Origin of the sequence: Burkholderia sp. Se-20373, from assembly GCF_017104705.1 — a bacterium.
GTDB lineage: Bacteria > Pseudomonadota > Gammaproteobacteria > Burkholderiales > Burkholderiaceae > Burkholderia.
The window spans coordinates 15,146-35,938 of the sequence record NZ_JAAGPH010000024.1 but is presented as its reverse complement, the minus strand read 5'-3'; the positions used below and the strand labels follow the sequence as shown (position 1 = coordinate 35,938).

The following is a 20,793-nucleotide window of genomic DNA, read 5'->3' as shown; positions in this document are numbered from 1 at the left end:
TTCCCCTTACGCCTTTTCGACCTTCACCAGGAACGACTTGAATTCCGGTGTATAGGAGTTGCCGTCACCCACGGACGGAGTCAGGGTATTGGCGAGATATCCGGGCTTCGTCAGACCCTTGAAGCCCCAGTGCAACGGGACGCCGACCGTCTGGACCTTCTTGCCGTCGACCGTCAGCGGCTTGATCCGCTTCGTGACGAGGGCGACCGCGATGATGTAGCCGCGCTTGGACGACACCTTCACGCGCTCGCCATGCGCGACGCCGACTTCCTTCGCGAGGTCTTCGCCGATCTCGACGAATTGCTCGGGCTGGATGATCGAGTTCAGCCGCGCATGCTTGGTCCAGTAGTGGAAATGCTCGGTGAGCCGGTACGTCGTCGCCACGTGCGGGAACTCCGCCACCTTGCCGAACGACGCGCGGTCGTCCGGGAACACGCGGGCGGCCGGATTGTTCAGCGCCTGCGGGTTGTTCGGGTGCAGCGGGTTCGCGTCGAGCGGCGTCTCGAACGGCTCGTAGTGCTCGGGGAACGGACCTTCGTTCATCCCGGCCCGGGCGAAGAAGCGTGCGACACCTTCCGGGTTCATGATGAACGGCCCCATCCCGTTTTCGGGCGGTTCGTCCGCCTTGAAGTCGGGAATGTCGGCCCCCTTCCACGCGCTGCCGTTCCAGCCGATCAGCTTGCGGGTCGGGTCGAACGGCTTGCCGGCAACGTCGCACGACGCGCGGTTGTACAGGATCCGCCGGTTCGCCGGCCAGGCCCACGCCCAGTTCAGCGTCTGGCCGATGCCGGTCGGGTCGGCGTTGTCGCGCCGCCCCATCTGGTTGCCGGCCTGCGTCCAGGCACCGCAGAAGATCCAGCAGCCGCTCGCGGTCGTGCCGTCGTCCTTCAACTGCGCGAACGCGGCCAGCTGCTCGCCCTTCTTCACGAGCGTCTTGGCCGGATCCTTCGGATCGGGCAGATCGGCGAGCGCCTTGCCGTTGAACTCCATTGCCAGCTCTTCGGGCGTCGGGCTTTCCGGGTTCGCGTACGGCCACGTCAGGTTGACGATCGGATCCGGATACTTGCCGCCGTCCGTCTGGTACATCTTGCGCATGCGCAGGAACAACCCCGACATGATCTCGAGGTCGCTCTTCGCCTCGCCCGGCGGCTCCGCGCCCTTCCAGTGCCATTGCAGCACGCGGCTCGAACTCACGAGCGAACCGTTTTCCTCCGCGAAGCACGTGGTCGGCAGACGGAACACCTCGGTCTGGATCTTCGACGAATCGACGTCGTTGTAGTCGCCGTGATGCTTCCAGAACTCGGAGGTTTCGGTCGCGAGCGGGTCCATGATCACGAGCCACTTCAGCTTCGCGAGCCCGGCCGCCGTCTTCACCTTCGACGGCGACGCCGCCAGCGGGTTGAAGCCCTGGCAGATGTAGCCGTTCATCTTGCCGGCATTCATCAGCTCGATCACCTGCAGCAGGTCGTACTGCTTGTCCAGCTTCGGCAGGTAGTCGTAGCCCCAGTTGTTCTCGGCGGTCGCCGCATCGCCCCACCAGGACTTCATGAAGCTCACGTGGAAGGCCTTGTAGTTCTTCCAGTAGCTCAACTGGTTCGGCCGCAGCGGCAGCTGCACGCGCTTCTTGATGTAGCCGTCGAAATCCTGCTCGGCCTGCGTCGGCAGCGTCATGTAGCCCGGCAGCAGGTTCGACATCAGCCCGAGGTCGGTCAACCCCTGGATGTTCGAGTGGCCGCGCAGCGCGTTCATCCCGCCGCCGGCGATGCCGATGTTGCCGAGCAGCAACTGCACCATCGCGCCGGTGCGGATGATCTGCGCGCCGATCGAGTGGTGGGTCCAGCCGAGCGCGTACAGCACCGTGCCGGCGCGGCCGGGAACGGCCGTGGTCGCGAGCATCTCGCACACCTTCAGGAATTTCTCCTTCGGCGTGCCGCACGTCTGCTGGACCATGTCCGGCGTATAGCGCGCGTAGTGCTGCTTCAGCAGGTTGTACACGCAACGCGGATGCTGCAGCGTCGGGTCGACCTTCACGAAGCCGTCGTCGCCGCGCTCGTAGTCCCAGCTCGATTTGTCCGGGTACGCGTGCTTCTCCGCGTCATAGCCGGAATAGATGCCGTCGTTGAACGCGAAATCCTCGCGCACGATGAACGAGAAGTCCGTGTAGTTCTTCACGTACTCATGCTGGATCTTGTCGTTCGTCAGCAGATAGTTGATGACGCCGCCCAGGAAGACGATGTCGGTGCCGGTGCGGATCGGCGCGTAGTAGTCGGCCACCGAGGCCGTACGCGTAAAGCGCGGGTCGACGACGATCAGCCGCGCCTTGCGGTGCGCCTTCGCCTCCGTTACCCACTTGAAACCGCACGGATGGGCCTCGGCTGCATTGCCGCCCATCACGAGAATCACGTCCGCGTTCTTGATGTCGACCCAATGGTTCGTCATCGCTCCACGGCCAAACGTCGGGGCAAGACCTGCCACCGTCGGGCCATGTCAGACACGCGCCTGATTGTCGAATGCGAGCATCCCGAGACTGCGGATGGTCTTGTGCGTCAGGTAACCGACCTCGTTGCTGCCTGCCGACGCGGCGAGCATGCCCGTGGTCAGCCAGCGGTTGACCTTGGAGCCGTCTTCCGCCGTCTCGACGAAGTTCGCGTCGCGGTCGGCCTTCATCAGCTTCGCGATGCGGTCGAGCGCGTCATTCCACGAAATCGGTTCCCACTTGTCCGAGCCGGGCGCCCGATACTCGGGGTGCGTCAGGCGGTTCGGGCTGTGGATGAAGTCGATCAGGCTCGCGCCCTTCGGGCACAGCGTGCCGCGATTGACGGGATGGTCGGGATCGCCTTCGATGTGGATGATGCTCGGCTGGGCGTTTTTCGCGCCGTCTCCGAGGCTGTACATCAGGATGCCGCAACCCACTGAACAGTAAGGACAGGTGTTGCGCGTTTCGACGGTGCGCGCCAGCTTGTACTGTCGGACTTCGGCAAGCGCTTCGGACGGAGAGAAGCCCATCAGGGCTAGACTCGATCCGGCAAGCGACGTAGCCGTCACCTTCAGGAACTGGCGCCGGGACATTTGTAGCATGGCTGGTCTCGGCGTTATTGTGGGGGTGAGGAAACTGAAAGGAATTATAGACAGTTCGCGCAACTATGTTCGAATCCTCGGATCAATACTGAATTGTCTGATTACCAACGATGATCCGCGTTCCCCGCGCCACCGAACCGTCATGAAACGACAGATCACCTCCGAAGCCACCCGTCTCGCGCAAGAACAGGCCAACTGGGCCCTCACCGCGTTCAAGCGCTTCTCGTCCGACCGCTGCTCCGCGATGGCCGCGGGCATCGCCTTTTTCTCCGCGTTCTCGCTCGCGCCGATGCTCGTGATGGTGATTGCCGTGGCCGGCTGGTTCTACGGCGACGATGCCGCGCGCGGCCAGGTGTTCGAACAGGCGCACCAGCTGATCGGCGACGACGCGGCGGCCAGCATCCAGACGATCGTGCAGAATGCGCACCGCGCGGGCGAGCGCGGCGGCCTGGCCACCCTGATCTCGTTCGCCGCGCTTGCGATCGGCGCGTCGGCCACCTTCGCGTCGCTCAGCGCCGCGCTCAGCGTGATCTGGCCGGCCACCGAGAACCGCTGGTCGAGCATGCTCGGGCTCGTGCGCGTGCGGCTGATCTCGTTCGGGCTCGTGCTCGGCGTCGCGTTCCTGCTGATCGTGTCGCTCGTGCTCGACACCGCGATCACGTTCGTCGGCACCTGGCTGCTGGGCAATTCGCCGTACGTGATCGTCACGAACCTCGTGCAGTTCTTCGTCGGGATCGCGGTGCTCGCGGGCGCGTTCGCGGCGCTGATGAAGTTCCTGCCCGATGCGCGCGTCGCATGGCGCGACGCCGCGATCGGCGGCATCGTGTCCGCGATCCTGTTCTCGGGCGGCAAGAAGCTGTTCGCGCTGTACCTCGCGCATGCCGGCACCGCAAGCGCATTCGGCGCAGCGGGATCGTTCGCGGTCCTGCTGATGTGGCTGTACTTCTCCGCGATCGTGCTGCTGCTCGGCGCGGAATTCGCGGCCGCCCGCGGCAACGCGCATCGGCCCGCCGCGACCACCACACCGGCCGTTACTGCTCAAGCCGATCGCCCCATCGATCGATCCACCGACGGCACGCGCGACGACTGACCCACCGCTTTCACCACGCCGCCGCACGCCCCCGCACACCCGGCCGCCGCTTTGCAACCACGCTGCCCGCCGCGCATTCGCGCGGCGTTGACACGTTCTTTGCATGCCCGCGCATTCGTTGCCGCAACCGCAAACGTTTGCATGCTTCGGTTTCCGTGCGCGAACGGGCCGAAACGGGCTTCCTGCCGCGATGCGCATCAACTGGCGAAACAATCGCATCGCAGCAACTGTCAACTTTTTCAAAAACAGAAATAGTCGTTGATGTACTTGATATATATGGACTTTTTCTCGCTGTTACCTTTTCGAGACACTTTATTTTTTAAGCTTTCTTGCGTCGATGGCACTGAGCTATTCTCCAATCCGCAACAAATAACGATGAATCACTTGCGTGGAGATATTCAACGATGAAGAAACTTGCTCTCTCGACCCTCTCGCTCGCCCTGCTGGGCGCCGCTGGCGCTGCTCATGCTCAATCGAGCGTGACGCTGTACGGCGTGATCGATACGTCGATCACCTATGTTCACGGTAACGACGGTCAAGGTAACAATTCGTGGTCGATGGGTAGCGGCAACCTGCAAGGCAGCCGCTTCGGCCTGAAGGGTTCGGAAGACCTCGGTGGCGGCCTGAAGGCGATCTTCCAGTTGGAAAACGGCTTCAACTCGGCATCGGGTGCACTGGGCCAGGGTGGCCGCATGTTCGGTCGCCAGGCTTTCGTCGGCCTGCAAAGCGACCAGTACGGTACGCTGACGCTCGGCCGCCAGTACGACCCGCTGGTCGACCTGGTCCAGGCAGTCACGGCTGACAACTACTTCGGCAGCGTGTTCGCTACGCCGGGCGACGTCGACAACAACGACAACAGCCTGCGCGTCAGCAACGCGATCAAGTACACGTCGCCGGTCTGGGGCGGCCTCCAGTTCGAAGGCATGTACGCACTCGGCGGTGTCGCCGGCGCAACGGGCAAGGGCCAGACGTGGGCCGCAGCTGCAGCCTACAACAACGGCCCGCTCGGCCTGGCTGCCGGTTACTTCCACGCCAACAACTCGGCTCCGCTGAGCGCTGCAGGCGTGCGCACCGGCTGGGCCGGCACGTCGGACGCGATCTTCGACGGTTCGGGCGCGTTCATCAACAACGCATACACGTCGTCGTCGTCGATCGGTATCGCACAAGTGGCCGGCCAGTACGCATTCGGCCCGGTGACGTTCGGCCTCGGCTACAGCAACGCGCAGTACAAGGCGGATGCGAATTCGGCGTTCGGCACGAACCAGAAGTACAACACGGGTCGCGCATTCGTCACGTACCAGGCATCGGCTCCGCTGCTGCTCGGCCTCGGCTACATCTACACGAAGGGCAGCGGCCAGACCGACGCCAAGTACCATCAGGTTTCGCTCGGCGCCGACTACTCGCTGTCGAAGCGTACCGACGTCTACCTGGTTGGCGCATATCAGCACGCAAGCGGCAAGAACGCCGACGGCAGCGATGCGCAAGCGTCGGTCGGCTCGTACGGCATCGCCGGCAAGAGCTCGCAGGAAATCGTCGCGCTCGGCCTGCGTCACAAGTTCTAAGAAGTACGTTTCCGGCGTGCATGGCGTCTCCGACGCCTTGCCGCCGACCTGGAAAGCCAGCCCCGGTTTCGGCCGCGGCTGGCTTTTTTTCGTCCGCCTCCCGCGTGCCCGCGGCGCCCGCACGGGCCGGCGACCAGAACCCGGGCCTCGACCCACGCCCGCCGGCCAGCAGCGGCGCCTGGCGGCTGCCAAGCGCCGGGAACACCGTTTGCGAAGCGCCGCGCCGGTCGTCATCCGTCCGCCGAGCGACTACCATCCCCACTGCCGGCGCCGCTCGTCCGGTGCGATCGCAATGTGCCGACGCGTGTCGATTTCGGCAATCGTCATCCGTCGTCTCGATGGCGGCACGCGGTTCGCGCATCGCCCCATTCACACAGGAGATACGCCATGACGATTCAGAAGATCACGCCTTTCCTCTGGTACGCGGCGGAAGCGGAAGAAGCCGCCGCCTTCTATGCAGGCATCTTTCCGGATTCGCGCGTCGTGCGCGTCACGACGGTGCCCGGCACCGACGGCACGCGGATGGTCGAGTTCGAACTGTTCGGGCAACCGTTCTTCGCGATGAGCCACCCGCGCACCGATACGTTCAACCATTCAATTTCGCTGCTGGTCAGCTGCGCCGACCAGGCGGAACTCGACCGCTACTGGCATGCCCTGCTCGACAACGGCGGCACGGCCGACGCCTGCGGCTGGCTGAGAGACCGCTACGGCGTGTCGTGGCAGATCGTACCGGAAACGCTGATCCCGATGGTGTCCGACCGGGACACGGTCAAGGCCACGCGCGTGGCCGCCGCGATGATGCAGATGGTCAAGCTCGACGACGCCGCGCTGAAAGCTGCCTTCGCCGGCACGGCGGGCTGACGACGCAGCACGTCGCACAGCGCGTGCGCGATGACGCGCCGGGTCGCCGACAGGTGTCCGGCTCGCTCGCATGCGCGTGCGACTGCCGCGCCAGTACCGATGATCTTCCTCGGCGTCGCCCCCCAAGCCGGTCACGCGCGCGGCATCCGCCGCTACGTCGACAGCATCGATTCGACCGTTCGCCGCGCGTAGCCGATGAATGCGGCAAGGGGTTCGCCCGACAGGATCGCCGCGCCCTCCTCGCCGCCGAGATAGGCGGCACGCGCCGCCGCGACAACCGGCCGCCAGGCTTGCGGCAAGCGTTCCAGTACCCATGTCGCCGCGACGTCCTTCGGCGCGATCCTGCCGGTCGCGGCGCTGTATCAGATGCGCGCGAGCGCGAGCACCACATTGCACTCGTCGCCGCGCCAGTCCGGTTCGGCATTCCACTGCGCAACCGTCGCCCGCAGCGCGGCGACAAAATCCCGTGCGGGCACTGGCTCGAAAAGCGCCGCCGCCGGCGCGCCAACCAGCACGACACTATGCTGCCGCACCTTCGTCAACAAGATCGCCAGATCGTGATCGACGCGCGCCGGTTCGACGATGCCGGCCGCGAGGTCGTGGCGCAGCCACTCGCCGAACTGCAGTTCGCGACGCGCCGGATGACGCCACGGCACGACCGCATCGTGCGCGACGACGGTCGCTTCCAGCGCGCGCATGCCGCCGGCGCGACCGGGCGGCGCCGACACGGCCAGCAGGTCGAGCATCAGCGCGTGCCGCGTCGATTCGTCCGGCCGGGCCGACACCGTCACCAGCAGGTCGATGTCACTGCGCGGCTTCAGTCCGCCGTCGAGCGCCGATCCGAACAGGTGGAGTGCCGTGAGCGTCGCGCCGAGATGCCGCTCGATCGTGTCGCACGCGGCGGTGACCTGGGCTGCGATTTCGTCGGGAATGCATTCAGTCACGATGCACGTGCCTCGCGATGCGCACGCAACCGGCACCGCGCGCGCGACAGGCAGCGACGGATCTGCTGCAAGCGCGCGGAGGAGTGCCGTTCGTCATCGCGCGTGCGCGGCGCGTCTTCCGTCGCGCATCGCGCGTCGAACCGGATCTTCCGCTATTTCGCCATTTCGCTGCCGCGCGATTTGCGCAGCGCAATAAAAATCCCCGCACGCTTTCGCGTGCGGGGATCGTCGGACATCGCAGCGGCCGCCGACATGCATTCGGCAGCCACTGCGCAGCATTACGCTGCCGCGTCCTTCAGCTTCTTCAGCGCACGTGCCTTCACGCGCACGCTGGCCGGCTTCGCCGGGAACCAACGCTCTTCGCCCGTGAACGGATCCTTGCCGAAGCGCTTCTTCTTCGCCGGCACGACTTGCGCCGTGATCTTCAGCAGACCCGGCAGCGTGAACTCGCCCGCGCCCTTCTTGTGGACCGAGCCCAGCACGACGTTCTCGAGTGCGACGAGCACTGCCTTGACAGCCTTCACTTCGACAGCTGCGCGCTCAGCGATGTGCGTTGCGAGCGATGCCTTCGTGAACTTGTCCTTCAGCGGCGTCGGAGCAGCCGGTGCCGCCTTCGCGACAACCTTCTTGGCCACTACTTTCTTCGCGGGCGCAGCCTTTTTGGCAGCCACTTTCTTGGTGGCCGGTGCGGCAGCCTTCTTGGCCACCTTTTTTGCGGAAGTCGCCATGTTTCTCCTACCAGGTGTGGTCGTTGGATACACGAAGCGTGCAACGCGCGCGCTTCAACGCCGGATTCTACAAGCGCCTTGACGCTTCGTGCAGTACTTTTATGCGTTTTCACGGGGTTTCCCGCAGGTTTTTTTGCATGCGACCGATTTCATCGACGCTCCAGCATCAAAAAACGCCTTCACGTAGGCACCCGAATGCGAATTACGTTCGATATTTGCGCACCTATACTGGGCTCGCTCAATGCCCGGATGCCTCCATGCGCGAAGCCAGATACGTCAAAGGACTCGACGGCCTGCGAGCCCTCGCCGTCATCCTCGTTTTCCTGTCCCACAAGGGCCACGTCCTTGCCGTCGACGTCGGCAAGCTTGGCGTGTGGACGTTTTTCCTCATCAGCGGATTCCTGATCGTCGGCGAGCTGCATCGCAACCGCCAGGCGGTCGAGCGCGGCACCATGACACGCCGCCACGCGTTCGCGCTGTTCCTCGCGAAACGCGCGCTGCGGATCTTTCCCGTCTATTACCTGCTGCTCGCCGCGCTCGCGATCGCGCACGCGCTGTTCTACCAGCGCGGCGTCAATCTCGGGCTCGCGTGGCACGCGGTGTTCCTCTCGAATTACTGGATCGGCGCCGTCAAGGACGGCTGGCCGGGCTCCACGTCGCACTTCTGGAGCCTCGCGGTTGAACAGCAGTTCTATCTGATCGCGCCGCTCGCGCTGCTCGCGGTGCCCGCCGCGCGACACGTCGCGCTCGGCATCGGGGCCATCGTACTGGGCGCGCTCGCGCATCTCGCGCTCTACCTGTGCGACGCGTCGCCGGTGCTGATCTATGCGTTTTCCCCGTGGAATTTCGCGCTGATCGCGCTCGGCGGCGTCGGCGCGATGGCGCTCGCCGATCGCGGCACGGCCGCCGTGCGCCGCGTTCCGCCCGGCTGGCTCGGCGCGGCCGGCGTCGTGTTCTTCCTCGTGCTGCCTGCCTGCACGCCCCTGCCCGATGCGATCGCGGGGCTCACGGATCTCGGCCTGTCCGCGTCGCTCGGCGCGCTGCTGCTGTGGATCGTCAGCGAACCCGAGCATCCGGTCGTCGCATTGCTGGACTGGGCGCCGCTCGCCTATCTCGGCACGATCAGCTACGGCTTCTACCTGTTCCACAACCTGATTCCGGCGCGCTTCGGCGTGCTGCCGGCGCACGTCGGGCACGTGGCCATCCCTGAAATCGTCCGCGACACGCTACCCGAACTGCTGCAGTTCGCACTCGCCGTGCTGCTCGCGCACCTGTCGTGGCGCTATCTGGAAAAGCGGCTGCTCGATTTCAAGAAGCCGGTCGCCGCGATGCTGGCCCGGTACTTCGTCGCACGGCCGAGTACGTCGGCGCGTTGAACACGGCACGAACGCGGCAACGGTTGAGCGGGACAGCGGTGCTTCACGCCACACCCCGGCGCTGACGCGCAGCGCTCGAGCCGTCGCGTCGTCGACCGGCGCCGGCAAAACCGATGCGGTCACGAACGTCGATACGTGTCGCGCCATCGAGCCGCCGATCCTGTGATCCGGGCGCCCGTCGCGGCACCGGTTTCAGCCATGACGTCGGTTCTCGTCGGCGCGCCCCGCTCCGCACGCAGCCCCGATCCTGACGCCGAGCCGCCACGACACGCACCCCGACGGCCCGCATGGCGATCGCGCACTGGCGCACTCGCGCACGCAAAAAAGCCCCGGCGCGCGAGCGGCCGGGGCCAACGGAACAACCACCACCTGAAACAACGGAGCGCGCGACTGCTTAGGCGACAGCAGCCAGCGCGGGCAAACAGGTACGCAGGTAGGCCTCGAATTCGCGGCTCACTTCCGGATGCTGGAGCGCGAGCTCGACGGTGGCCTTGAGATAGCCGATCTTGCTGCCGCAGTCGAAGCGCGTGCCGAAGTAGCGATACGCGAGTACCTGCTCGTTCGCGAGCAGCGACTGGACCGCGTCGGTCAGCTGCAGTTCGCCGCCGGCGCCCGGCTTGAGCTTGCGCAGATGATCGAAGATCGTCGGCATGAACACGTAGCGTCCGACCACGCCGAGATTCGACGGCGCATCTTCCGGCGCCGGCTTCTCGATGATGCCCGACAGCTTGATGATGTCCTCTTCCCATTCGCGGCCTTCGACGACGCCGTACGAACGGCTGTCCTCGCGCGGGATCGTCTCGACCCCGATCACCGAGCTGTGATAGTGGTCGAACACGTCGACGAGCTGCTTCAGCACCGGCTGTTCGCCATGCAGCAGGTCGTCGGCGAGGATCACCGCGAACGGCTCGCCGTGCACCAGCTTCTCCGCGCACAGCACCGCGTGGCCGAGGCCGAGCGCCTCCGGCTGGCGCACGTAGAAGCAGTTCACGTGGCTCGGCTTGATGCCGCGCACCAGTTCGAGCAGCTTTTCCTTGCCGCGCGCCTCGAGTTCGGCCTCGATCTCGTAGGACTTGTCGAAGTGATCCTCGATCGCGCGCTTGCTGCGCCCGGTAACGAAGATCATCTCGGTGATACCTGCGTTGATCGCTTCCTCGACCGCGTACTGGATCAGCGGCTTGTCGACGACGGGCAACATTTCCTTCGGGCTCGCCTTCGTTGCCGGGAGGAACCGCGTGCCGAGACCGGCGACGGGGAACACGGCCTTGGTGACTTTCAACATGTTCGCATCCTGATTGCGTTGACTGCGCCGCGTCGACCCGCGACCCGGCGCGATTGTGTTCCGAACGGCATATCGAGAATCGACGGTACGGCCAATTCGACTCCGCTCATTATCGATATGGACTGATTGCCCAATGATTCCGGAAAAAATATAATCCTTTCAACCCGGTCGATATTGCCGGACCGAGTGCCGAGGCAGAAACAAATTACCGATTTTCCAGATACAAATTCTTACGATTCGAATTCCTCGATATAGGGCACGCCGCCCCGTTCGAGACCCGGGCGAATCGGTTCGTTCTTCAGCGCCTCGCGGTACGCCGACAGCACGGCCATGACCAGCAGTACTGCAGCGCTCGCGATCCAATGCATGTCCATCTTGCCGCTCCTTGCATCAATCAACTGGAGCTTCAAACTATCAGAAAAAAATCGGCAAATAATTGACCCGCCTCGCGGAACCGCTTTCCGAACGCGATAAACCCATGATGTGGAATTCCGATATTTCCCGGCGAGATTTTTTTATTCATTGATCGAATTCTTGCGCATTACGATTGGATGAAACTTCCCGTCCATCCGTCGCAAGGAATCGAATCGCATGCAAGCTTTCAGCGGATCGTCTCTGGCCGCGCCGCCCGTCGCCGATCACAAGGAACACGTGATCGACGCGATGCGCGGCTTCGCGGCGCTGCTCGTCGCCTATTTCCACTGCCGCCAGGTCGTCTGGGTCGGCATGCAAAGCTTCCATCACGCTTACGGCCATGCGCTCACCCCGGGCGCGATCGCCGGCTACCTGACCTTCCCGTTCGCGTGGGGCTCCGCCGGCGTGCCGATCTTCTTCGTGATCAGCGGCTACTGCATCCACCGCAACGCGGCGCTCAAGCTCGCGGCCGATCCCGCCTACCGGCTCGACGCGCCGAACTTCTGGGTGCGCCGGTTCGCGCGCATCTACCCGGTACTGCTCGCCGCGCTGCTGTTTACGCTCGCACTCGACTCGGTCAGCCTGCAGATCGAGCCCGTCAGCCACAAGATCCGCGACGTCGGCCTCGTCGCGTTCCTCGTGAACCTGTTCTCGCTGCAGGGTGTCGCGGGCTACACGTACGGGTCGAACGGCGCGCTGTGGACGCTGTCGCTCGAAGTGCAGTTCTATGCGATCTACCCGCTGCTGTTCGCGGTCCGCCGGCGCATCGGCATGCCGGCGGTCGTGGCCGCGGTCGCGCTCGTCAACGTCGCGTCGGCGTGGCTGCTCGAACGGCACGACCTGCAGTTCTTCACGTCGTACTGGCTGTCCTGGACGATCGGCGCGTGGATCGCCGACGTGCGCGCGCAGCCGGCCCGCGGCGCGGCCGCCGTGCCGTCGCGCGCGTGGTACGGCGCGGCCGCCGTGCTGCTGGCCGCCGGCTGCGGCGCGTTCCATTTCGGCCAGTACGGCGCGTTCCAGCTGTGGTCGGCCGGCTTCGCATGCTTCCTGTACCGCGCGCTCGCCCGTCCGCCGCGCCCGACGCCGCCGCTGCGCGTGCTGAGCTGGTTCGGCGACTTCAGCTACTCGCTGTACCTGATCCACCTGCCGCTGTTCGTCTGTCTCGGCTCGGTGCTGTTCCATTCCGAGCTGCAGCTGTCGATCTGGCCGTCGTTCGCGTTCATGGCCGCCGCGATCCCGGTCGCGTATGTGTTCTACCGGATGTTCGAACGGCCCGCGATGACGTGGTCGGCCAGCTTCAAGCCGGCTCGCCCCGCGCGGGTCGTGACGCCGGCGCCTGAACGGGCCGTTTGACCCGGCAGGAACGCTTTCCCGAGCCCTCGCGCGGCGATGCGCTGCGCGGGGGCTTTTTCACGGCATGAGCGCGCCGGCATGCCGGGTTGGCGGGGGGTGGGTAGCCTTCGAGCGTCGGGCCGCGCTACGGCCCGCATGAGCCGCCCTCGATCGCCCTTCTTCATCGGGACTGCCTGGGCGCGGCCTTCTGGCGTCACCTTCTGGCGCCGCCTTCTCGCGTCGCCAACCACGCCGTCCCAATCAACGACCGGCCAAGCACGCTCCCCAAGCAGCGCACAACAACCTGCCCACCACCCGCCCGACAAAGGCCTCCGGCGCTGAAAAACGAAGCCCCCACGCAGCACACCGCCGCATGAGGGCCCGTTTCCCGCCGGCTCGCGCCGCTTACCGCTTCTTCGCCTTCGCGGCCTTCGCCGTATCCGCGAGGATCTTCTCGACCCGCTCCACGTAGGTTTCGGTGCCGAACCGGCGCACCGCCGTCGCCCGCCCGCTCGCGACGAGCCGCTCGCGCAGCGCGCCGTCGCGCTTCAGCGTAGCCAGCGCATCGGCCAGCGCGGCCGCATCGCCCGGCGCGCAGAGCAGCCCGTTGTCGCCGTCCTCGATGATCTCGACGACGCCGCCCGCGCGGGCCGCGACGACCGGCCGGCGCGCGAGCATCCCCTCGACGATCACGCGCCCGAACGGCTCGGGCGTGATCGACGTGTGCGCGACGACGTCGACCGCCGTCATGCAGGCGGCCACGTCGCGCTGGAACCCGAGGAAATGCACGCGTTCGTCCATCCCGTGGCGCGCGACGTATTCGTGCAGCTGCGCCGCGTATTCGTCCTCGCCGAACAGCGGCGCGCCGACCAGCACCACGTGCATGTCGGGATGCCGCGCAGCGGCTTCCAGCAGCACGTGCTGCCCCTTCCAGCGCGCGAGCCGGCTGAACGAACCGACGAGCCACGCGTTTTCGGGCAACCCGAGGCGCGTGCGCAGCGCGGCCTGGCTGACGCCTTCCAGCGCGTCGAACGGCTCGGCCGAAATGCCGTTGAACACGACGTCGACGTGCTGCGGCGTGAAGCCCGTCAGCGTCCGGAACGCCTGCGCGGACGCATCGGAGTTCGCGATCACGCGCGTGACGCCGAGCCGCGAGCAATACTTGATCGCCAGCAACTGCTTGCTGCCGAAATGGTCGGTGCTGACGATGTCGCGCAGGTGCCACACCACCGGCTTGCGCGCGAGCCGTCCGGCCAGCGCGGCGACCACCATCGCGCGCTGCGTGTTCGCGTAGATCACCTCGGCGCGGCGTGCGCGGCGCGCGACGTCGCGCACCAGCCGCACGAGCTGCTTCAACGCGCCGGCCGATACGCCGCCCTGCTTGCGCACGCCCGCGAGCGCACCCTGGTCGACCACGTCGACACGCGCGCCGATCTCGTCGAGCGCCGCGCGGAACGGGCCGTCGTCGAACAGCAGCACATCGGCGTTCGCGCGCATGTGCTTCATGATCTCGAGCAGCGACAGCTCGGCACCGCCGAGCACGCCGCTCTGGTCGAGCACGAGCGTCGCCGGGCCGCGCGCGGCCGGCATCGGCGCGATGGCCGTACCGCGCTGCGCGGTCGAGCCGGGCAGCGCGGCTTCCACGTAGTCGAGGAAGCGCCGCCGGAAGGTATCGGCGGAAAACCGCTCCGCGTTCGTGCGGCAGGCGATCGGCGTGAAGCGCTGCGGCGCACGCTCGAAATCGTCGACGGCCGCGACGATCGCGAGCGGCGTCTGTTCGTCGAAGAACAGCCCGGTCGGGTTCAGGTCCGATTGCGGGTCGAGCACGGTTTCGAGCGCGCCGCCCTTGCCGTACGCGATCACCGGCGTGCCGCACGCCTGCGCCTCGACCACCGAGATCCCGAAATCCTCCTCAGCCGCGAACACGAACGCCTTCGCGCGCCGCATCCGGTCGTGCAGCACCGCGAACGGCTGGTAGCCCATGATCTCGACGTTCGGGCCGGCCTTCGCGCGGATCTTCTGCATCTCGGGGCCGTCGCCGATCACGACGAGCTTGCGCTCCGGCGTGCGCGAAAAGGCTTCGACGATCAGGTCGATCTTCTTGTACGGCACCATCCGCGACGCGGTCAGGTAGAAATCCTCCTTCTCCGCATTCAGCGAAAACGCGTCGACGTCGACCGGCGGGAAGATCACCGCCGCGTCGCGGTGGTAGACCTTCTTGATGCGCCGCGCGATGAACGCGGAGTTCGCAACGAAACCGTCCACCGCGTTCGCGGTGCGCGTGTCCCAGTTGCGGATGTAATGCAGGATCATCCGCGCGAGCAGCGACTTCGGCCCGTGCGTGAGGTTCGACTGTTCCAGATACTGGTGCTGCAGATCCCACGCATAGCGGATCGGCGAATGCACGTAGCTGATGTGCACCTGGTCCGGCCCCGTCAGCACGCCCTTCGCGACTGCATGGCTGCTCGAGATCACCAGGTCGTACTCGGACACGTCGAGCTGCTCGATCGCGAGCGGCATCAGCGGCAGATAGCTGCGGTATTTCGTGCGCGCGAACGGCAGCTTCTGGATGAACGACGTCGTCACCGGCTTGCCGCGCACGAACGCGCGATCGTCGAGGAAGTCGACGAGGCTGAACAGGTCCGCGTCGGGAAAGCACGCAACGATCTGCTCGAGCACGCGTTCGGCGCCCGCATAGGTGACGAGCCAGTCGTGGACGATCGCCACGCGCAGCGCGCGCGCCGGATGGCGTGTGCTGGCCCGTTCGGCCGGCAGCGCCCGGCGCAGCGCGGCGGCGTCGCCCGCTTCGGCCACGGCCGCATCGGCGGTGGCGAGATTCAATACGGCGTGTTCCGCCAGATCGCGATTCATACCATTTTCCTCGCATTGAGACGGACAAACAGGTCGCGCACGAGCGCACGCAACCCCGGTGTCATCGTGAGCGACCACGCAACATTCAGCAGCAAAACGACCGCGCAGATACCGATCGACTCGACGAGCCCCGGCCACGCCTGCGCCAGAAACAGGCTCGCGAGCAGGAAGGCCAGGTGCGCGAGCATGTCGAGCACGATCGCGCGCATCCGGATCGCCGACAGGGCCAGCAGCACGCCGTAGTCGACGAGCGCGCGCGCCGCGACGACCACCGCCGCGCCGATCAGCCCGAAGTGATGAATACCGAACCACAGGCCGCCGACGAAGAACGGCATCTCGACGAGCCCGGCGAACGCCGCGCGGGCCGGGTTGACCTGCGACTGGATCAGGATCCGCGTGACGCTCGCCTGGCCGACGAGCCACACGCTGATCACCAGCACGCGGCCGACCGGCGCCGAATGCGCGGCGAGATCCGCGCCCACCCACAGCGTGAGGAACGGCGCGAGCGCGAAGATCGCGACGATGCCGACCGGCGTGAACACGCCGTTCAGGAATTCGAGCGACTGGCGCGCGAGCGTGTCCGCATGATCGCGGCCCACCGCCGACAGGCGCGGGAACAGCGTGCGCACGAGCGCGTTCGGCAGCATGTTCAGGCGCGTGACGAGGTTCTGCGGCACCGTGTAGTACGTGACGAACTTCGCGCCCATGCCGGCGCCGAGCATCACGCGGTCGAGCGTGTCGGCGATCATGCTCGTCGTGCTTGCGATCAGCATCCAGCCGCCGAAGTTGAACAGCCCTTTCGCGGTGCCCCACTGCGGCGGATCGATGCGCCGGATCCCGAGTACCTTGATGCTGGCGTGGCCGAGCATCACCGCTGCGACCAGGCGCGCGACGACCGCCGCGGCGAGCACCGTCTGCAGGTTCGGCGCGATCCACCACGCGGCGCCGAGCGGCAGCAGCTGGAACAGGAACGTGCCGATCGTCTGGTTCGTGTTGAACACGCCGAAGCGTTCGGCGCCGTTGATCGCGCCGGCAAACACCCACGACACGTTCGCCAGCGGAATCGCGAGCGCAAGCCACGGCAGCGCGAGATACACCTCGTGCTGCATCGCCGCCGACACCTTCGTGAAGTACGCGGTGTAGACGAACGCGCCGAAATAGATCAGCAGCCCGCCCACGATGCCGGTGCCGAGGTTCAGCCAGAACGCGCTCCAGAACACGCGCGCGCTTTCGTCGGCGTTGCCGCTCGCGAGCGCCTTCGAGATGTGGTTCTGCGCGGCCATGCTCATCCCGAGATCGAGGATCCCGAAATAGCCGATCAGCGTCCACACGAGGCTGACGACGCCGTAGCGTTCGACGCCGAGCGCGTGGATATAGGCGGGCACCGTCACCAACGACACGAAGGTCGGCAGGATCAGCCCGATGAAGTTGATCGAAACGTTCTTGAGTATGCCTTTGTCCATGCTTCTGCCTTGTGTGACGTCGTCCGTCACGGTTTCCAGCGATACATCAGCACCTTGCCGCGTGCGTCTTCCTCGACGAACACGAGGTACTCGCCGTTCTCGCGCCGGAACGCGCTGATGCCGAACGGCACGTCGACCCAGCCGGAGGCCTTGCCGACCTCGGCGCCCGGGCTCATCACGCCCACTTCCTTGCCGGTTTCCTTGTCGTACACGTGGATCTTGCCGACCGGCTCCACCCCGAACAGGTAGCGGCCCTCGGCCGTGAGCCCGATCAGGTCGAAGATCGGCTTCGCGTCGAGCTGCCACGGCAGCGCGACCTGGTAACGCACGACCGGCGAACCCGTCGACCACTTGTCGAAGCGGATCAGCACGCGGCCCACTTCCTTGTTGATGCCCGGCTGCGGCGGCGCGTCGGCCGTGTAGCCGGTCACGTACAGCGTGTCGGTCTGCGGCTCGTAGATCGCGCGGCGCAACTGCGTGAACGGCTGCGGCATCGGATAGGTCGTGACCTTGTCGTACGAGTAGATCGGGTTGCCGGCCTTGTCGACGCCGCCGTACTGGAAGCGGTGGATGCCGCGCACGTCGCTGGTGCGCCAGATGTCGCCCTTCGTGTCGACCCACCAGCCCCAGCCGCCCGCCTTCGCCTTGCCGGTCGTGTTGATCTCGAACTCGTCGGCATCCAGCCGGCCGTTGCCGTTCGCATCGCGCCACAGCCAGTCGCCGCCCGGCGGCTTGTTCGGCACCTTGTCGACCGGTCGCGCACGCCCCGCGATCAGGCCGGACGGAATCGCAACCTCGCCGTCGCGCTTCGCGTCGAAGCGGTAGATCTTCAGGTGATCGGCGTACATGTCGGTCAGGTACAGGAACGTGCGGCCGTCGACGCGCCGTGCGAACGGCATGCCGGGATACTGGTCCGTGTGGAACACGGGATCGTCCGGATACTTGAAGCGGTTCGACAGGAAGCCGACGTATTTCCAGTCCTGGCCCGGCGGTTTCGACAGGTCGAGTTCGAAGCGCTTGTTGCCCGTGTACACGCTGTTCGGCCGCGCCGGGTCGAGCCACGCGCCGTCGACGAACAACAGCCCCTGCACCTGCCAGCGTTGCTTGCCGTCCGGCGTGTAGCTTTCGAGCACCGCGCCGAGTCCTGCGCCGATCGTGTCGTGGCGCGGCCCGATGCCGTTCATCGACACATAGATGTTGCCCGCGCGGTCGACACCGACACCCGTCAGCCCGTTGAACCGCTGCGGCCCCGGCCGGCCCGGCACCGGGCCCGCGAAGATGCCGCCGCGCTCGCCGAGCGTGCCCGACGGCGCATAACCCTTGCCGCCTTTCGAGAAGATCAGGATCTGCTGGCGCGGCCCGTTGTCCGCGACGAGCACGCGCCCTTTCGCGTCGACGGCCACGTCCACCGCGTCGGTGCCTTCCGGCAGCGCGGGCGCGTCGTCGAGCTTGCGGCCGTCCGCGCGCACGTGCACGAGGTGCGCGGGCCCGTTGAGCGTGTCCGTGAGCAGCCACAGCGTGCCGTCGCCCGCGAGCGCGAGGCGGCCCGGCTCGCGCGCGCTCCACGTGCCCTTCTGCTGCATCGTCTCCGCGTCGTACACGTTCACCACGTCACGCGCCGGATTCGTCGCGAACAGCGTCTTGTCGTCGGCCGCGAGACCGCCGACTTCCGCCTTCTGCTCGCCCACTTCCGAGCGCGCGGGCGCCGCCACCTCGTTCATCATCATGAAGCTCGCGGCCATCCGCGCGCGGCCGGTGTCGGCGCGGCCGCCCGGCGCGACCTGCGGCGCCGCGCGGAACGGCGCGGGCTGCTTCAGGTCGCCGATCGTGCGACGCGAGATGCCGAACCACTGCTTGCCCTTGTCCGGCCAGATGCCGGGCGACTGCAGGTGGCCGCGCTCGTTGCCGACACCGATCGCGACATACGCGTACTTGCTGTTCACCGCGATCGCGCTGCCGCCGAGGTTGCCCCAGCCGTGCGTGCCGCCGGCGAAGCCGAGCATCTTCCCGTCCTGGTAGACGCTCGCCTCGGCCCCGCTCTCGTCCCACGGCGCATTCGTATACACCTTGCCTTCAGGCGTCACCGCGATCGCGCGGATGTCGATCTGCGTCCAGCTGCCATCGCCATAGCCGAACGTATTGCCGATCCACGACGTCGTCGCGGGCAACACCGTTTCGGCCGGTGCGGCGCTCGTCAGCAGCGTCGCGCACACCGTCATGCCTACCAGAATCAGACGTCGCAATGCGCTTCTCCAGACTTGATGCAACAGCGACCGGGCCGCCGGGAGAACCGCCGCCGGCGCACCCTGTCGCTAAATGGGTTTCAAACGTCGCGATGCAGGTTACAAGCAAAAATAATCACAAGAAATTTGGAAATATTTGGGGATGTTTCCGCCTGAAATATCGAACCGGAACAGAGCCGAAAAGGCGGCCAAAAGCGGCAATAACGACCGCCCTTCGCTTTCCGCTCTGTAGAAAATGCCGCTTTCCACCGCCTGACGGGGCCGTCCGGGCGCCGAGCTTTCACCCCGCGACAGGAATGATCGACATTTGAATATTTGCCGTCAGATAAATGACGCGCGTTTTTTTGCCGATTTCTTTTCCCTAGAATCGATTTCGATTCGATATTTCATTTAATGGCATGCATTACGTTCACGTTTACGCATCGGATGTGCGACACGCCTCGGCTCACGCCGCGCGTCGCGAAGGAGCGGCGCGATGACGGGCATCTCGCGACCCGCGGACCTCACCCCGCCGCAACACGGCCGCATCGTGCAGCTCGACGGGCTGCGCGCGATCGCGGTCGGCGCCGTGTTCCTGCAGCACGCGCTGAAAGCGCCGCTCTGGATGGGCGTCGACCTGTTCTTCGTGCTGAGCGGTCTGCTGATCACCGGCATCCTGCTCGATCGCAAGGCGCGCGGGCAGTCGTACTTCAGCCACTTCTACGCCCGCCGCGTGCGTCGCATCCTGCCGCCGTACGTGCTGCTGCTGGTGGTGTCGACGATCCTGTTCGGCGCGGGCTGGCTGCCGCACTGGCCATGGTTCGCGTTTTTCTCGACCAACATCGGGTTGTCGCTCGGCAGCATCGGCCATGACAGCCTGAACGTGCTGTGGTCGCTCGCGGTCGAGGAGCAGTTCTATATCTTCTGGCCGTTCGTGGTGCTGTGGTGCTCGGAACGCGCGCTGCTGTGGGTCGCCGCCGCGCTGATCGTCGCGGCCCCCGTGCTGCGCGCGATCGCGACGCCGTGGTTCGACTCGTTCTGGCCGATCTACTATCTGACGCCGTTCCGGATGGACCTGCTCGCCGCAGGCGCGCTGCTCGCGATCGTGCTGCGCCGCGACCGGCGCGCGCTCGAGCCGTTCTATCCGCTCGCGATCGTCGGCGCGCTCATATCGCTCGCGATCCTCGGCTGGCTGCACCTGTCGTTCCCGCGCTTCCGCGCCGCGAACACGCCGCTGTCGAATGCGGCGCTGTACAGCATCTCGCTGCTGCTGTGCACGTCGATCGTCGTGATCGCCCTGCGCGGCCGCGGCCTCGTGCAGCGCGTGCTGACGAACCCGATGCTCGTCTACGTCGGCACCGTCAGCTACACCGTGTACCTGATCCACCTCAGCGTGCTGTACGCGCTGTGGCCGCTGCACCTGAACCGCTTCGTCACGGCCGCGCTGGCGCTCGCGATCACGCTCGCGTACGCGACCGTGAGCTGGTACGGCTTCGAACGGCGCCTGACGCGCGGCCCCGCACGCCGCGCGCTGCCGGCCGCCGCCGGCACGACCGCCTGAACTCTCTCC

13 protein-coding genes and 1 pseudogene are annotated in these 20,793 nt (G+C 66.1%); 6 read left to right on the top strand and 8 right to left on the bottom strand.

Going from position 1 to position 20,793, the window contains the following annotated elements; all coding sequences use genetic code 11:
• Positions 1-6: 6 nt before the first annotated feature.
• Positions 7-3,078: a formate dehydrogenase-N subunit alpha gene (fdnG, locus tag G3N96_RS11275; protein WP_206137254.1), complete on the bottom strand. Its 3,072-nt coding sequence runs from the start codon at positions 3,076-3,078 to the stop codon at positions 7-9.
• A gap of 142 nt (positions 3,079-3,220) precedes the next feature.
• Here fdnG and G3N96_RS11270 point away from each other — a divergent pair, with 142 nt between their 5' ends.
• The 3 genes from G3N96_RS11270 to G3N96_RS11260 all read left to right on the top strand — a co-directional run bounded on the left by G3N96_RS11270 (position 3,221) and on the right by G3N96_RS11260 (position 6,591).
• Positions 3,221-4,168: a YihY/virulence factor BrkB family protein gene (locus G3N96_RS11270; RefSeq protein ID WP_124576382.1), complete on the top strand. Its 948-nt coding sequence runs from the start codon at positions 3,221-3,223 to the stop codon at positions 4,166-4,168.
• A 404-nt stretch (positions 4,169-4,572) separates the two neighbouring features.
• Positions 4,573-5,730 (top strand): porin, encoded by a 1,158-nt coding sequence (locus G3N96_RS11265; RefSeq protein WP_089442914.1) that lies wholly within the window; start codon positions 4,573-4,575, stop codon positions 5,728-5,730.
• Positions 5,731-6,117: 387 nt separating this feature from the next.
• On the top strand, positions 6,118-6,591 hold the full coding sequence (locus tag G3N96_RS11260; RefSeq protein ID WP_206137253.1) for a VOC family protein: 474 nt from the start codon (positions 6,118-6,120) through the stop codon (positions 6,589-6,591).
• Positions 6,592-6,743: 152 nt separating this feature from the next.
• On the opposite strand, the pseudogene G3N96_RS11255 reads toward G3N96_RS11260, so the two are convergent.
• Positions 6,744-7,535: pseudogene (locus G3N96_RS11255) on the bottom strand (AadA family aminoglycoside 3''-O-nucleotidyltransferase).
• A gap of 278 nt (positions 7,536-7,813) precedes the next feature.
• A complete protein-coding gene (locus tag G3N96_RS11250; RefSeq protein ID WP_011355701.1) occupies positions 7,814-8,263 on the bottom strand; it encodes an HU family DNA-binding protein in 450 nt (149 codons plus the stop codon).
• Positions 8,264-8,520: 257 nt separating this feature from the next.
• Here G3N96_RS11250 and G3N96_RS11245 point away from each other — a divergent pair, with 257 nt between their 5' ends.
• Entirely contained in the window at positions 8,521-9,639 is a 1,119-nt protein-coding gene (locus tag G3N96_RS11245; protein WP_206137252.1) for an acyltransferase, read from the top strand.
• A 394-nt stretch (positions 9,640-10,033) separates the two neighbouring features.
• On the opposite strand, the gene galU is transcribed toward G3N96_RS11245, so the two are convergent.
• Together galU and G3N96_RS11235 are read right to left on the bottom strand one after the other, a co-directional pair.
• Positions 10,034-10,921 (bottom strand): UTP--glucose-1-phosphate uridylyltransferase GalU, encoded by an 888-nt coding sequence (gene galU, locus G3N96_RS11240; protein WP_011355704.1) that lies wholly within the window; start codon positions 10,919-10,921, stop codon positions 10,034-10,036.
• A 230-nt stretch (positions 10,922-11,151) separates the two neighbouring features.
• On the bottom strand, positions 11,152-11,295 hold the full coding sequence (locus G3N96_RS11235) for a hypothetical protein (RefSeq protein WP_006479318.1): 144 nt from the start codon (positions 11,293-11,295) through the stop codon (positions 11,152-11,154).
• 217 nt (positions 11,296-11,512) lie between these two features.
• Here G3N96_RS11235 and G3N96_RS11230 point away from each other — a divergent pair, with 217 nt between their 5' ends.
• Complete coding sequence (locus G3N96_RS11230; protein ID WP_206137251.1) at positions 11,513-12,688, top strand: acyltransferase; 1,176 nt, start codon at positions 11,513-11,515, stop codon at positions 12,686-12,688.
• A 384-nt stretch (positions 12,689-13,072) separates the two neighbouring features.
• Here G3N96_RS11230 and G3N96_RS11225 read toward each other — a convergent pair whose 3' ends face one another.
• From G3N96_RS11225 to G3N96_RS11215, 3 genes are read right to left on the bottom strand one after another with little or no spacing between them, the layout of a single operon-like run.
• Positions 13,073-15,538, bottom strand: coding sequence for a glycosyltransferase family 4 protein (locus G3N96_RS11225; protein ID WP_206137250.1), 2,466 nt, complete (start codon positions 15,536-15,538; stop codon positions 13,073-13,075).
• Positions 15,535-17,001, bottom strand: coding sequence for an oligosaccharide flippase family protein (locus G3N96_RS11220; protein ID WP_206137249.1), 1,467 nt, complete (start codon positions 16,999-17,001; stop codon positions 15,535-15,537). Before G3N96_RS11220 ends, G3N96_RS11225 begins: the two co-directional genes overlap by 4 nt.
• Positions 17,002-17,027: 26 nt before the next feature.
• The gene (locus tag G3N96_RS11215; RefSeq protein WP_206137280.1) at positions 17,028-19,220 is read right to left on the bottom strand and encodes a hypothetical protein; all 2,193 of its coding nucleotides are present in this window, start codon (positions 19,218-19,220) and stop codon (positions 17,028-17,030) included.
• 499 nt (positions 19,221-19,719) lie between these two features.
• On the opposite strand from G3N96_RS11215, the gene G3N96_RS11210 reads away from it, so the two are divergent.
• Entirely contained in the window at positions 19,720-20,784 is a 1,065-nt protein-coding gene (locus G3N96_RS11210; RefSeq protein WP_124576376.1) for an acyltransferase, read from the top strand.
• Positions 20,785-20,793: the final 9 nt, after the last annotated feature.

Excerpts from the sequence above, each read along its gene's own strand:
- G3N96_RS11225 (WP_206137250.1), bottom strand. The coding sequence starts at position 15,538 with ATGAATCGCGATCTGGCGGAACACGCCGTATTGAATCTCGCCACCGCC.
- galU (WP_011355704.1), bottom strand. The coding sequence starts at position 10,921 with ATGTTGAAAGTCACCAAGGCCGTGTTCCCCGTCGCCGGTCTCGGCACG.
- G3N96_RS11210 (WP_124576376.1), top strand. The coding sequence starts at position 19,720 with ATGACGGGCATCTCGCGACCCGCGGACCTCACCCCGCCGCAACACGGC.
- G3N96_RS11260 (WP_206137253.1), top strand. The coding sequence starts at position 6,118 with ATGACGATTCAGAAGATCACGCCTTTCCTCTGGTACGCGGCGGAAGCG.
- G3N96_RS11220 (WP_206137249.1), bottom strand. The coding sequence starts at position 17,001 with ATGGACAAAGGCATACTCAAGAACGTTTCGATCAACTTCATCGGGCTG.
- G3N96_RS11245 (WP_206137252.1), top strand. The coding sequence starts at position 8,521 with ATGCGCGAAGCCAGATACGTCAAAGGACTCGACGGCCTGCGAGCCCTC.
- G3N96_RS11250 (WP_011355701.1), bottom strand. The coding sequence starts at position 8,263 with ATGGCGACTTCCGCAAAAAAGGTGGCCAAGAAGGCTGCCGCACCGGCC.
- G3N96_RS11265 (WP_089442914.1), top strand. The coding sequence starts at position 4,573 with ATGAAGAAACTTGCTCTCTCGACCCTCTCGCTCGCCCTGCTGGGCGCC.
- G3N96_RS11230 (WP_206137251.1), top strand. The coding sequence starts at position 11,513 with ATGCAAGCTTTCAGCGGATCGTCTCTGGCCGCGCCGCCCGTCGCCGAT.
- G3N96_RS11215 (WP_206137280.1), bottom strand. The coding sequence starts at position 19,220 with ATGACGGTGTGCGCGACGCTGCTGACGAGCGCCGCACCGGCCGAAACG.
- G3N96_RS11235 (WP_006479318.1), bottom strand. The coding sequence starts at position 11,295 with ATGGACATGCATTGGATCGCGAGCGCTGCAGTACTGCTGGTCATGGCC.
- G3N96_RS11270 (WP_124576382.1), top strand. The coding sequence starts at position 3,221 with ATGAAACGACAGATCACCTCCGAAGCCACCCGTCTCGCGCAAGAACAG.